The organism is Sphingobium sp. (assembly GCF_049304695.1).
GTDB lineage: Bacteria > Pseudomonadota > Alphaproteobacteria > Sphingomonadales > Sphingomonadaceae > Sphingobium.
In genome coordinates this window covers 1-11,945 of record NZ_JBAQOK010000060.1, presented here as the reverse complement: position 1 = coordinate 11,945, position 11,945 = coordinate 1, and the positions used below count along the sequence as shown (strand labels likewise).

Sequence of the window (11,945 nt, the reverse complement as noted above, 5' to 3'; positions counted from 1 at the left end):
ACCGGCTATAGGTTTCTGGATGGGTAGATGTGAGATTGAGGGTCATCCAGCGGTCCGATCGTAATCGCCGGCCCGCTTCGCATCAAACCGGGGTTTATTGGAAAAACCAGACGGCCGCTTCCGCCCCCTTTGCGGACATTCTGTGCAGACTGTAGCATCGTCGACATGCGCTGGCTGATCATCATCGCTTCGTTCGGTTACGTGATGACAGACGCATCCGTCTCAGCACAGCCGATGCGGCAGCCTAGCTGGGATGAGGTGAAGGAGACGGCCAAGGCCTGCTCTCTGGTGGTTCACCGCATTGATGTTCCTGCGAGCCCGGTCGGTTCGGGAGAATGGGCTTACTACATCGACCGGCAATCGACCTCGACGCAGCGGACGTGTTTCTACAAGCGACTGGGCATCGGAGAAGTCGAGAAGACGATGCGGGAGTTTGACTTCGCTGGCGCGAGGCAGTCTGGCAGCTAACCACCCACAATCGCCGATCAGCGACGAGTCCGGACTCGCCCCATTGCGGACAAAGATCGTTTGAAGCACCATCTAGCGGATAGCTTCCGGATCATGGACGACAAGCGCAAATGAAAATCCCGCGATGGTATTTGTGGCAGTTCGCGGCATGGCTCGTGACCGGACTTCCCTTCCAATGGTTTTTTACCGCTTTCAACGGCCTGCCATTTCTCTCATTGCCCGATGCGCCGGGGCCTAATGGCCCGTCGCTGCCACTTTGGGTTTTGGTGATGATCTTTCTCTATCACCCAATTTTGACCGCTCCGGTTGCGGTTTGGTCTGCCTTTTCTCATCGCAAGCGGAGCCTGCCACGTCCTTAGGGCTGCTGCGCTGCTGCCCGGCGATGAACGTCCGCTAACCACCACTTTTTGCCATTCCGGAATGGCCCGCGGCCTTGAGGCGTGCTGCCTTATGTAGGTTTTCTGTTCCGTTGCTACTCAACCCCCGATCAGCGGTGCCGTGGTGCTGGTGACGGCCTGGATGTTGGTCTTGCCGCTGCTTCGCCGGTTCGATTATGACGATCGCGCTGATACGCACGGCTCGGCCCGCTTCGCCAGCGCCGGGGAAGCACAGGCGCTCAACGACGATCACGGCCTGCTGATCGGCCGCGACGTGAAAACCGGTAAGCCGATGCGCTATGCCGGTCCCGCCCATCTGCTGACGATCGCGCCCACCCGCACCGGAAAGGGCGTCGGCACGATCATCCCCAATCTGCTGGAATATCCGTTCGCGGTCGTCTGCATCGACCCCAAAGGCGAGAACGCCCGGATCGCCGCGCGACAGCGCGGCAAGTTCGGCGCGGTCCATGTCCTCGATCCGTTCGGCGTCACCGGCCTCGCCTCGGCCGCATTCAATCCGCTCGATCGCATCGACCCCCACGGCCTCGATCTCGCCGACGACTGCATGACGCTTGCCGACGCGCTGGTCCACGACGCGCCCGGCGAAGCCGGCGACGCGCATTGGAACGAGGAAGCCAAGGCGCTGATCGCTGGTATTCTGCTCCACATCGTCACCACCGAACCCCTTGCCACCCGCACCCTGGACACGCTGCGCGATCGGCTGACGCTCGCCCCGACCGCATTGGCGGCGCAGCTCGCCGCGATGCAGGCGCAAGGTGGCCTGGTCGCGCGCGCCGCCAATCGCCAGCTCGGAAAATCCGACCGCGAAGCGGCCGGCGTGCTGTCGGCCGCGCAGCGTCATACCCACTTTCTCGACTCCCCGCGCATGGCGACGGTGCTGGGTCGCTCGGATTTCACGTTCGCGGGATTGAAGGATGCGCCGGCGACGGTGTTCCTCGTGCTGCCGCCCGATCGGCTCGCCAGCTATGCCCGCTGGCTGCGGCTGATGGTGGCGCAAGCCCTGACCGAGCTGGCGCGCGCGCCGGGTCGCCCGCCCTGGCCGGTGCTGTTCCTGCTTGACGAGTTCGCCGCGCTCGGCCGTCTCGAACCGGTCGAACGCGCGATGGGGCTGATGGCGGGCTACGGCGTCCAGCTCTGGCCGATCCTCCAGGACGTTCACCAGCTCCGCGCGCTCTATGGGCAGCGCGCCAGCACATTCCTATCGAACGCGGGCGTCCTCCAGGTGTTCGGGGTCAACGATCAGGACAGTGCCAAGCTGGTCTCCGATCTGGCGGGGCAGGAAACCGTCGTGTTCGAGACCATGAGCCGCGCGATCGACGCGGAGGAAAGCGGCCTCTCCTATGGACAGCAGCATGTCGGCCGCGCCCTGCTCACCCCCGATGAAGTCCGCACACTCCGTCCCGATCGCCAGCTCCTGTTCCTCGCCGGGCAGCGCCCGATCGTCGCCGCTAAGCTGCGCTACTTCGCCGATCGCGAGTTCGCTGGACGGTTCGATCCGGCGTGAACGATCGCGGAAAGCACGAATGGTGACAATAAGGGTGGAAGCGGCACGGTCGATTTAAGCCCCGCTGGTGACGTTCCCCGTCATCGGCACCCTCTGACACGTTGAAAGCCCCTCTCCTGCCCTCACCGCACCCCCGGGCGGGCCTGGCGGGTAATCCCGCCCCTTTACTCCTCATCTTCTTTCCGCCTAGCCAGCGGCGCTTGCGCCGCCCTTGTGACGCCGCAGGCGGCACGAAACGAAGGCGCATCGGCCATAGGCCGATTCCATTTGACCTTCTTTTTGACCTTCTTTCGCCGGCGTTGAGCGTGCTGCGACGTTAAAGGATTCTGTTAAATAGGATTCTTTAAGAAGGTTAAGTGCCTAAAAGAGCCTGATTCCCTTTTTTATTCCAGTGGGTTAGCGGCTTCGCCGGTGGGTGAAACCCCGTGATTCGGTGTGTGATCCCCCGATAGTGCGGTGTGTGATCCCCCGAAGCGAAGGTGGGTGAAACCCCGACTCTGACGACCTCTTGAGGGGCCTTCCGTGGCAGTTATCCACAGCGCGAACGCCGCACGGCATTGGCCTGGGCCAAGAGGGGGTCTGCTGAGATGGTAGCCCGGTGTGTGAAACCCCGATAGTTCGGGGTTGCGGTGTGTGAAACCCCGATAGTCAGCGACGGCCTGCGAGCCGGTCCATCCGGGCGTCCACCTCGTCGGCGTGCCGGCGATCGGCGTCAATGCGGGCTCGGCGCTCCTCCTCGGCGCGCATCTTTTCGGCCAGCGCCAGCGCCTCTGCTTCGCCACGGAGCCTGAACAGCACGGCGGGGCTTTTGTCGGTCGTCGCGGTCGTTTCAATCGTATAGTCGGGAAGCTGGTCGGCCTCGATCACCCGCCGAAGCATCCGGTTGAACTCCTTGGGCTGGGCGTCGCTGCCGGTCTTGTCGCGGAGCAGTTCCACCCGGCACGTCCACCCACCGCGTTGCGTGCCCGCGTGCTTGCGTGCGATACGATACAACGCCCGCTCCAGCCCACCGGAAAGCAGGAAATAGTCGGGATGCATGGTGAGCAACGACTTTTCGTTGACGATCCCTTCGTAAACCCAATCCGAGAGGGTCAACGTCATGCCCCGCGGCTGCTCGGTCTCGGCGTCGGTGTCGAAGGTCCAGCTATCGAGCCAATTGAAGCCGGCCTTCTGCCGACGTGCCGATGCGCGGATCGAGGTGGTGATGGAAGTGGTCTGAAGCCGGAGCAGCGCCGCTTGCAGCTCCTGATAGTCCCTGCCCCCGGTGCTGCGCTTAATCGCGCGTAGCAAATCGTAGGGGGTCGTTGTCAGCGTGCGGGGTATGTCGTTCAAGCCCTGCTGCTTCATGCGATTGAGCGTGGACGCCGCCCATATCAGAATATCGGCGTCCCATATCGTCGCCATGCCGTAGTCGGGAATTGCCTGCACGCGCACCCAGGCTTCGCCGTCCGGGCTGCGATACTCGATCGGCTTCAAACGCTTGCGCTTCTGGAGCGAGAAAAATGGCCGCTCCATGACCTCTCTCTGGTCGCGGAGCGGAAGGTCGCCCAGTGCCGGGATGAAAAGGTCGAATTCGGGGCTAGGATCGCGGCGCTTGCTCACGGAGCGAACCTCGCATGGCCCCGCTTGACGAGATACTGGCGAAGCAGGCGTTCGGTGACGACGGTAAGCGGCTCACCGCCCTCCTCTACGCTAAGCTGTCGAAGCGCGCGGTGCATGTCCTCGGGAATATGGATCAGCACCGGCTTTTTGCCGGGATGGCTGCTACGCCGGGCCGATGCTGTCGGTGCCGGCACGTCGGCCGAACGCCGCGATCGGCGCGGCGCTGCCGCCTGCTGCGGCTCGGGGGCCGCGTCGGGAACGGGAGGCGTTGCCATCTCCTCGGGTCCGTCATCAAAGATGCCAGCGAGCGCGGAAGGCTTCTTCGCCATTATGCTGCCTCGCTTACTGGCTTAGTCGTAAAGCCGCTTAGTCGCTTAGCCTCAACATAGGCGGCGCGCAACTCGGCCGCTGCCTTGCTATCCGGTTCCGTTTCGGCTGCGGTTCGCCCTAGCGGCGTCGCCTTGTAGAAGTCCTTACGGAAGTGAAGGCGGCTGTCGAACATCGTCACGCCCTTGGCTGCGAACCCGGCATGAGCCTCCTGCCCCTCCCCGCCCTGGTGCGGAACCTGGGTCAAGATGACGGCGAACGGGGTGCCGGCCTGCTGCACCTGCTTGACGGTCTGCAACACCGAATGAACGTCCAGCCCTCGGGGCGCGACGGGGATGATGACGAAATCGGCCTGCTCGGCCGCGAGCATGGCAATGTCCTTGGAGTTCGCGGGCGTGTCGATGATGATAAGGTCGATCTTGCCGCTACCGCGTCCGCGCGAGACGTGGAGCGGCAGGCCGGCGACGCTGCTGTCCTTCACCATTATGTCGTCATCGTCGCGGCGCTCGGACCAATAGAGCGCCGACCCCTGCCGATCGTCGGCATCGAGAATGACGACGGACGCCCCTTCCCGCGCCGCCTCGACGGCGAATCCGGTTGAGAGAGTGGTTTTGGATTGCCCACCCTTCTGCGCGATGACGGCCCATACCTGCATTAGCTGCTGCTCCCTACTAAGCGGCTAAGCGACTTATGCCGCTTAGCCGCTTAGTCGTAAAGTCCTTTAGTCGCTTAGCTGTTCTCCGCCTCCTCATCGTCGCCGATCGAATAGTGGCGCATCGGACCATGCCGCTCGATCGGGCATAAGGGTGCGCCCGCTGTTTCCAGCCATCTGCGCGCGGTCCTCCACCGTATAGAGGGGTGTCCAGCGCGTCGAACAGCCGGGCCATGCCGATAGCCACCGGGTTCAACCAGCTCTCGCGATTGTCCTGCTCCATCGTCTCATCTCCTCAAAATCGCCTTGGGGAGATGGCCTTTCGCCATCGGCCCTGCCTCCTGGCGAACAGCGGGGGAGAGGGGGGCAGTGGGAATCTGCCGGGGCGGTGCGGGCGCAGCACAGCGAGCCTCGGCCTGGCTGATTGCCGTTGCAGGGGAGAGGGGGCGGCGCTCCCTTTCCCCCACCCCGGCGCGTCCGCGCCGGCAGGACTTAGCCGAGATCCGCGTCAGCAGTTTCGGCCCCGCCATGTGGATCATCACCGGTAGGCAAGACCGTCGTGTGCGGGCTTGGGGAGCAAAGTGAGTAGAGCCACGGTGCCGCGCAGCGGCAGGCGCACCATCGTTCAACCGGCTTGCAAATATGCGACCTTGTGCTATAGTCCATAGTCTTACAGGAAGATGCCGTGCGGATTTTTAAAACCAAGTGGGTCGCACGTTTCGTCCGACGTGAGCGAATCAGCGACGCGGGTTTGAAGGAGGCAATCGAGCGAGCCGAGCGGGGGCTTATCGATGCCGATCTGGGCGGTGGCATCATCAAGCAGCGTGTCGCGCGACCAGGGCAGGGGCGATCGGGCGGGTTTCGCATGATCGTGGCTTATCGAACGGAGGATCGAGCGTTCTTCCTCTACGGTTTTGCCAAAAGCGAGCGGGAGAACATCGACGGCGACGAATTGCAGACCTTGCGGGACATCGCCGCCACATTCTTGGCGAACGATGACGCCGCCCTCGATGAAGCCGTGAGCATCGGCAACCTACAGGAGATTGAGAATGGTGAAGAAGCTTAGCAGGCTGACCACGGCGCTGCTCGAAACGGCGGACGACATGCACAGCGCCGGACTGATGGGTGATGACACCTATCGGAAGATTACAGTCCGCCACCTGGGGCCGGACGCGCCTCCCACGGCTGCGCCGATCACGCCCGAAGAAATCCGTGGCGTGCGGGAAGGCGCGCATCTGAGCCAGGCCGCGCTCGCCAAATATCTGAACCTGACGACGGGGTATGTTTCGCAGCTCGAACGGGGCACCAAAGAAGCAAAGGGACCGGCACTCGCTCTATTGAACGTCATTCGCCGCAAAGGCATTGAGGCGCTGATGTAATCGAAGCCTCAATATCCAGTTCAAAGAAACTGCATAGCTTATTCGCATAATCGCTTAGTCGCTTAGCTGTGATGATAAATCTGAATCACAGCGGTTTTCTGCTTTCGTTCTCTTCGGCGATGACTCATAGAATCGTCATGCCGATCGCGCGCGAACATCGCTGGCTCTACCCGATCGACTGGCGCGAGCTGTCGAACCTCATCCGGTTCCGTCGCGCCAAGGGGCGTTGCGAGCATTGCCGCCGTCCGCACGGACGCGACGTGCGCCACCTTGGCGATGGCATCTGGTGGGACGAGGACGCGGCAATCTGGCGTGACGGGCAGGGCAGGGGGCTTCGCCGCCTGCCGACGCCGGACGAGCTGGCATGGGCGCAACCAGGACTCACCGGCATCGACCCGCCCGCCTCATTGCGGGTCACGCGCGTGGTCCTGGCCAGCGCCCACCTCAACCACGATCCCGGCGACAACAGACCGCGCAATCTCGCCGCGCTCTGCCAGCGCTGCCACATGGTCCACGATGCGGAAGAACATCGCCGGCGCCGGTGGCGCAACGCCTTCCGGGTACGCGCGATCGGCGACCTGTTCGCCTGACCGCCATCTTCTTCGCCGGGCCGGAGGCCAGGCCTCAGGGTTGGGTGGGTGGGACAAACGACGCGACCGCTCCGATCGGGGCGGCCCTCCACCAAGCCACACAGGCGATCGGGCAGGCCACGCGATAGGGCAAAGCCGCATATTGTGATCGTTTCTTCATCTAGGCCGGCTCGTTCAACGAGCTGCGCCCGCCCGGAATATGTCGATAGAGCGTCGACGGCTGCACGCCGAGTTGCTTGGCTACCTCCTCGACGGTGATGGTCGGATCGGCGAGCATTGCCTTGGCGCGCTTAATCTCGGCCGGTCCCATTGCCGGCTTTCGCCCACCGCGACGCCCTAAGGCCCGCGCCTGGGCAAGCCCGGCGTGGGTGCGCTCCAACGTCAGCTCGCGCTCGAACTCGGCGACGGCAGCGAAGACGTGGAAGACAAGCCGCCCGCCGGGGCTGGTGGTGTCGATCGCCTGGGTGAGCACACGAAGGCCGATCTCGCGCTTAGCGAGATCTTCGGCCGTCTCCACGAGTTGCCGAACGGAGCGCGCGAGCCGGTCGAGCTTCCACACCGCCAGCGTATCGCCGGCGCGGAGATAATCGAGCGCCGCCCGCAACTCCGGCCGATCGCGCTGCGCGCCCGATGCCTTCTCGGTGAACACCTTCTCGCACCCGGCTTCGCGAAGCGCATTAAGCTGTAGGGCAGGGGACTGGTCCCTGGTGGACACACGCGCATAGCCGACGAGCAAAAGTATTCTCCGAAAACTCGACGCTACCTAGTCGGATTTCGGAGATAGAAACAAGGGACAGTTTCAAGAGGCCGAGAGGGCCGTTTCAGCGACCTCGGTCGCGATCGGCGCTGCCCTCCCGCAATCGACCGTTTGCAGGAGAGTGTGGGAGCGGCAATGCTGGGCGTTTATTAACTGGGCCGCGCCAGCCCGGTCGATGACGGACAAAATGCATCTAGAATGCTTGACGCGCGTTCCGGGAATGGCGGGTATCATTGCCCCTTTGAACACCGGAACCACATGCAGGAAATCGCGGGCTGGATCGCGCCCATAGCGACCATAATCGCGGCGCTCATGACCGCCGCAAATCTCGGAAGCCGGGTCACCGGCTGGGGCTTCGTGGTATTTACGGTCGGGTCGGTTGCCTGGTCGACGGTGGCGATCGGCACCGGGCAGACCAATCTGTTGCTGACGAACGGCTTCCTCACGCTGGTGAATGCAGTCGGTATCTGGCGTTGGCTGGGCCGCCAGGCGCGGCATGAAGATGGAAGCCAGGCGGCCGAGGCACACAGCGCAGCGGCGAAGGTTCCGAACTTATTCGGTATGGGATCGCTGATCGGCGGGACGCTCACCGGCCGAGACGGCGCGGCGATCGGGACGGTAATTGACGGGATGATGCGGTGTGACAGCACCGAACTGGCCTACGTCGTGGTCAGCGAGGGTGGCCTTGGCGGGGTCGGTGAGCGACTGCACGCGCTCCATCCCAGCCAGCTTCGCTTCAGTGACGGCATTGTGTGTCACCTCGATGCAGCGGAACTCAGCCAGCTGCCCGTGCTGGCGCATGACGATTGGCCCGCTGCGCTTGATGAGCGTATGCTATAAGGGAAAGTCCGTATGTCAGTCGCAGAGACCGCTTTTGTTGAGCGGGGGAAGTAGGGACGCAGACGAGGTGCACGCGGAACATCCTCTTAGCAATCGGGCTCACGGCTGATATTGGCAAAATGCGGAATTTTGCTAGCATAGTGGGGTTAAACCGGATCAAGTCGGGAAAACCATTGTGAAGTTTTGGTCTTTTGTCCAAAATGTGCGATCCCGGATTTGGGTCGGTTATGCCTTGGCGGTGATTACGCCAACATTAGGCTATCTGGTAAGAATAGCCTTGGGCAACCTTTTGATCGGTTACCCCTTCATTACATTTTTCCTGGCCATCGTGATTACTGCCTCGGTTGGCACGCCGGGCGCAGCGGTTTTAGCGATGCTGCTGTCTGCCGTGCTGGCGAGCAGCCTTGCGATCGATTCAGGTGGCAGCATCTTTCCGCAAAGCACATCGGCAGTGGTGGGCCTATCGTTCTTCATCGTCGCGAACGTCGTGGTGATCTTGCTGGTTTTTGCACTTACCAAAGCACTCACACAATTAACCGCTACGCGGCAGGCGCTCATGGCGCTCAACCAAGAGCTTGAGGAGCGCGTCGCGGAACGCACGGCGGAACTTTCCAAGGCAAACGCTGAGTTGGTGCAAGAGGCGGCCGCACGCCAAGCGGCGGAGGCACAGGCGAGACAGGCGCAAAAGATGGAGGCGATCGGCCAACTGACGGGTGGTATCGCGCATGACTTCAACAATATGCTGGCGATCGTCATCGGCAGTCTGGACATCGCCAAGCGGCGCTTAGCGCAAGGTGATACGGACATTCTAAAATTCATTGATAACGCCGTTGATGGCGCAACGCGCGGGGCCGCTTTGACCCACAGGCTTCTGGCGTTTTCACGGCAGCAAGCCCTCAGTCCGGTTGTGAGCGACATCAACGCACTTGTACGGGGTATGGAAGATTTGCTGCGACGATCCCTTGGTGAGACGATCAAGCTTGAGTTTGTACTCGCCGGTGGGCTGTGGCGAACCAATGTCGATCCGGGTCAGCTTGAGAATGCAATTCTCAACCTTGCTGTGAACGCTCGCGATGCCATGCCGCAGGGCGGGCAGTTGACCGTGGAAACGATGAATGCGCATCTCGACGATGCCTATGCACGAAAGCATGCGGACGTCGTAGCGGGGCAATATGTCGTTGTTGCCGTATCGGATTCGGGCAGCGGGATGCCCGCCGACGTCGTGGAACGCGCGTTCGATCCGTTTTTCACGACAAAAGCCTTGGGCGAGGGAACAGGCCTTGGTCTCAGCCAGATTCATGGGTTCGTTAAACAATCGGGCGGACACGTAAAGATTTACACTGAAATCGGTCAGGGCACGACGATCAAGATTTATATGAAACGGGTCCACGCGGAGGGACGGGCTTCATCGACTGAAACGAATACTGCTGAGCTTGTCATGCCATTGGGCTCGCCTACCGAGATCATATTGGTAGTTGAGGATGAAGCTGGTGTCCGAGAGGCTTCGGTGAACTCATTGCGGGAACTGGGTTACACGGTGCGTCATGCAGCGTCCGGCGAGCAGGCGCTCAAGTTGCTGGAGCAACAATCCGGCATTGCTCTTTTATTTACTGACGTAGTGATGCCGGGAATGAGCGGCCGCCAACTAGCCGAGGAAGTCATCACTCGGCACGGACCAACCCGGGTTGTTTACACTACGGGCTATACCTCCAACGCCATCGTCCACAATGGCGTGGTCGACCCGGGGGTTGAACTCCTGTCCAAACCGTTCACGCTCGATCAGCTGGCCAGAAAAATACGTAAGGCGCTTGACGCGCATGTTGGCTGATGCGTCAGCCAGCGGTGCCGGGTCTCCCTTACTTGGCTGTTTCCAACCCATGCTCAAAGTCGTTGCCTGTCCGGAACTAGCGCCATTGATTTAAGTTATTGGCCTCGGAGGTGACTTCGATGATCGATGCAATCACGCAGAAACTGCACCGATTTAGAGCGTTGAGTGCTGACGACACTGCGGCACTAAGAAAGCTCGCGCACGGTGTGCAATCCCATTCCCCGCATGACGACGTTATTAGGATTGGTAGCAAGCCGGAGTTTGCGTTGGCCATTCTGTCGGGCTGGGCCATTAGATATGTCGTCTTGAAAAACGGCAGCAGACAAATCACCGCATTTCTGCTGCCCGGTGACTTTTGTCACCTCAACATGTTTTCAGAAGCACCAATGGACCACAGCATCGCTGCCTTGTCTCCGGTGACGGCTGCACACATCAAACGGGAAGAGGTGGAGCATATTCTCGGCGAGCATTCGAACATCGCAAAAGCTGTCCAAGCGTCACAATTTGCCGATGAGTCCCGGTTACGCGCGTCGATCACTAACATGGGTCGGCAGGATGCTCGGCAGCGCCTTGGTTACATGCTGTGCGATCTGTGGACACGGGCAAATACCGTGGGGTTGATGAAAGGCGATTTCCTGGATTTTCCGCCGATCCAAGCCGATATCGCGGATTTTGTTGGTCTCACGTCCGTGCACGTAAACCGCATTATACAACGCCTGCGGGGAGATGGTCTACTTGACCTAAAGGAACGATGTCTGAGATTGCCGGACTTCGATCGCCTCGCGAAAGCATCGGGTTACAACGCTACAGCGACCGGAAGTGATCGAAATCATAGCACTTCCGCGATTAATGGGCGCGCGTCGGCGTCGCGCGAAATGAGCAGCCACACTCGAAGATCAAACGCTGAGGTCGGATTCTTACGACCGATCGGGCTCTAGCTTCGCCTAACAGACTCGATTTTCTCAATGAGTTTGATATGTTTGCGTAGAGCGTCTTGGCGTGCGGGTGACCCAGCACCGAACGTAGGAGGTGGTATGACGGAGCAAAATACGCGAGCATATTATACGCAACGGGAACAGCAAGAGCGCGATCTTGCTGCGGCTGCAACAGATCCATGCGCAAAGGCAGCGCATTTGGAGATGGCGGAACGTTACGCCCACCATATCAGCGGTAATGGACAGGCCCGCAATACATCTCCCACACGGGACGATCACGCTTCGGTATCGACATTAGCGCCATCTGTTTCGCAACAGACACGACGGCCGCATCTGGCCAACGGTTAGTACCGCGGATTGCCGTCTATCGATCCTCGCTAACGTCAGCAGCAGTCTATCTTAACAAGCGGCAAACACATGCTTCGGGATGTGGGTGATCCTGCACGCCAGGTCCGCCTCGCCCGATGCTACGACGTAAACGTCACCATGCTCCGCGATTCCGGTGGTGAATACCACGTCACGCACGTACATCTGATGCTGGGTCGTGCGGCTGAGCGGAACAGAAAAGTGTCATAAGGAGCCGTTTGGCTCAATGCAGCGATAGATAGTGGCCGGGTGAACATTGAAGGTCCTGGCGACGGAGCTGATTGATTTGCCCTCCAGAA

The 11,945-nt window shown here is 61.0% G+C and carries 12 protein-coding genes and 2 pseudogenes; 8 read left to right on the top strand and 6 right to left on the bottom strand.

The window, feature by feature from the left end:
- Nucleotides 1-165 precede the first annotated feature (165 nt).
- Entirely contained in the window at nt 166-468 is a 303-nt protein-coding gene (locus WA070_RS09750; RefSeq protein WP_234002715.1) for a hypothetical protein, read from the top strand.
- Between the two features lie 519 nt (nt 469-987).
- Nucleotides 988-2,370 carry a type IV secretory system conjugative DNA transfer family protein gene (locus WA070_RS09745; protein ID WP_422633782.1) on the top strand — a complete coding sequence of 461 codons (1,383 nt, stop codon included), beginning with the start codon at nt 988-990 and terminating at the stop codon, nt 2,368-2,370.
- Between the two features lie 648 nt (nt 2,371-3,018).
- On the opposite strand, the gene WA070_RS09740 is transcribed toward WA070_RS09745, so the two are convergent.
- The 4 genes and pseudogenes from WA070_RS09740 to WA070_RS09725 form a co-directional block, all read right to left on the bottom strand.
- Nucleotides 3,019-3,972 carry a replication initiator protein A gene (locus WA070_RS09740; RefSeq protein ID WP_230190479.1) on the bottom strand — a complete coding sequence of 318 codons (954 nt, stop codon included), beginning with the start codon at nt 3,970-3,972 and terminating at the stop codon, nt 3,019-3,021.
- On the bottom strand, nt 3,969-4,301 hold the full coding sequence (locus WA070_RS09735) for a hypothetical protein (RefSeq protein WP_230190480.1): 333 nt from the start codon (nt 4,299-4,301) through the stop codon (nt 3,969-3,971). Before WA070_RS09735 ends, WA070_RS09740 begins: the two co-directional genes overlap by 4 nt.
- Complete coding sequence (locus tag WA070_RS09730; RefSeq protein ID WP_230190481.1) at nt 4,301-4,954, bottom strand: ParA family protein; 654 nt, start codon at nt 4,952-4,954, stop codon at nt 4,301-4,303. The genes WA070_RS09735 and WA070_RS09730 overlap by 1 nt, the downstream gene beginning before the upstream one ends.
- Before the next feature lie 74 nt (nt 4,955-5,028).
- Nucleotides 5,029-5,142 (bottom strand): annotated as a pseudogene (locus WA070_RS09725) (transcription elongation protein SprT); the annotation flags it as partial.
- A 494-nt stretch (nt 5,143-5,636) separates the two neighbouring features.
- Between WA070_RS09725 and WA070_RS09720 the strand changes: the two are divergent.
- The 3 genes from WA070_RS09720 to WA070_RS09710 all read left to right on the top strand — a co-directional run bounded on the left by WA070_RS09720 (nt 5,637) and on the right by WA070_RS09710 (nt 6,920).
- The gene (locus WA070_RS09720; protein WP_230190482.1) at nt 5,637-6,017 is read left to right on the top strand and encodes a type II toxin-antitoxin system RelE/ParE family toxin; all 381 of its coding nucleotides are present in this window, start codon (nt 5,637-5,639) and stop codon (nt 6,015-6,017) included.
- Complete coding sequence (locus WA070_RS09715) at nt 6,001-6,330, top strand: helix-turn-helix domain-containing protein (protein WP_230190483.1); 330 nt, start codon at nt 6,001-6,003, stop codon at nt 6,328-6,330. The genes WA070_RS09720 and WA070_RS09715 overlap by 17 nt, the downstream gene beginning before the upstream one ends.
- A gap of 137 nt (nt 6,331-6,467) precedes the next feature.
- Entirely contained in the window at nt 6,468-6,920 is a 453-nt protein-coding gene (locus WA070_RS09710; protein WP_422633781.1) for a hypothetical protein, read from the top strand.
- A gap of 160 nt (nt 6,921-7,080) precedes the next feature.
- On the opposite strand, the gene WA070_RS09705 is transcribed toward WA070_RS09710, so the two are convergent.
- The gene (locus WA070_RS09705) at nt 7,081-7,656 is read right to left on the bottom strand and encodes a recombinase family protein (protein WP_230190485.1); all 576 of its coding nucleotides are present in this window, start codon (nt 7,654-7,656) and stop codon (nt 7,081-7,083) included.
- A gap of 279 nt (nt 7,657-7,935) precedes the next feature.
- Here WA070_RS09705 and WA070_RS09700 point away from each other — a divergent pair, with 279 nt between their 5' ends.
- The 3 genes from WA070_RS09700 to WA070_RS09690 all read left to right on the top strand — a co-directional run bounded on the left by WA070_RS09700 (nt 7,936) and on the right by WA070_RS09690 (nt 11,283).
- Nucleotides 7,936-8,517, top strand: coding sequence for a PRC-barrel domain containing protein (locus WA070_RS09700; protein WP_230190486.1), 582 nt, complete (start codon nt 7,936-7,938; stop codon nt 8,515-8,517).
- A 175-nt stretch (nt 8,518-8,692) separates the two neighbouring features.
- A complete protein-coding gene (locus tag WA070_RS09695) occupies nt 8,693-10,345 on the top strand; it encodes a response regulator (RefSeq protein WP_230190487.1) in 1,653 nt (550 codons plus the stop codon).
- A 119-nt stretch (nt 10,346-10,464) separates the two neighbouring features.
- Nucleotides 10,465-11,283 carry a Crp/Fnr family transcriptional regulator gene (locus WA070_RS09690; RefSeq protein ID WP_230190488.1) on the top strand — a complete coding sequence of 273 codons (819 nt, stop codon included), beginning with the start codon at nt 10,465-10,467 and terminating at the stop codon, nt 11,281-11,283.
- Between the two features lie 396 nt (nt 11,284-11,679).
- Here the strand turns inward: WA070_RS09690 and WA070_RS09685 are convergent.
- Nucleotides 11,680-11,811: pseudogene (locus WA070_RS09685) on the bottom strand (glycosidase); the annotation flags it as partial.
- Nucleotides 11,812-11,945: the final 134 nt, after the last annotated feature.

Bases quoted from the DNA above. Each gene is read 5' to 3' on its own strand.
- WA070_RS09750 (WP_234002715.1), top strand. From the start codon at position 166: ATGCGCTGGCTGATCATCATCGCTTCGTTCGGTTACGTGATGACAGAC.
- WA070_RS09745 (WP_422633782.1), top strand. From the start codon at position 988: ATGTTGGTCTTGCCGCTGCTTCGCCGGTTCGATTATGACGATCGCGCT.
- WA070_RS09735 (WP_230190480.1), bottom strand. From the start codon at position 4,301: ATGGCGAAGAAGCCTTCCGCGCTCGCTGGCATCTTTGATGACGGACCC.
- WA070_RS09730 (WP_230190481.1), bottom strand. From the start codon at position 4,954: ATGCAGGTATGGGCCGTCATCGCGCAGAAGGGTGGGCAATCCAAAACC.
- WA070_RS09715 (WP_230190483.1), top strand. From the start codon at position 6,001: ATGGTGAAGAAGCTTAGCAGGCTGACCACGGCGCTGCTCGAAACGGCG.
- WA070_RS09710 (WP_422633781.1), top strand. From the start codon at position 6,468: ATGCCGATCGCGCGCGAACATCGCTGGCTCTACCCGATCGACTGGCGC.
- WA070_RS09700 (WP_230190486.1), top strand. From the start codon at position 7,936: ATGCAGGAAATCGCGGGCTGGATCGCGCCCATAGCGACCATAATCGCG.
- WA070_RS09690 (WP_230190488.1), top strand. From the start codon at position 10,465: ATGATCGATGCAATCACGCAGAAACTGCACCGATTTAGAGCGTTGAGT.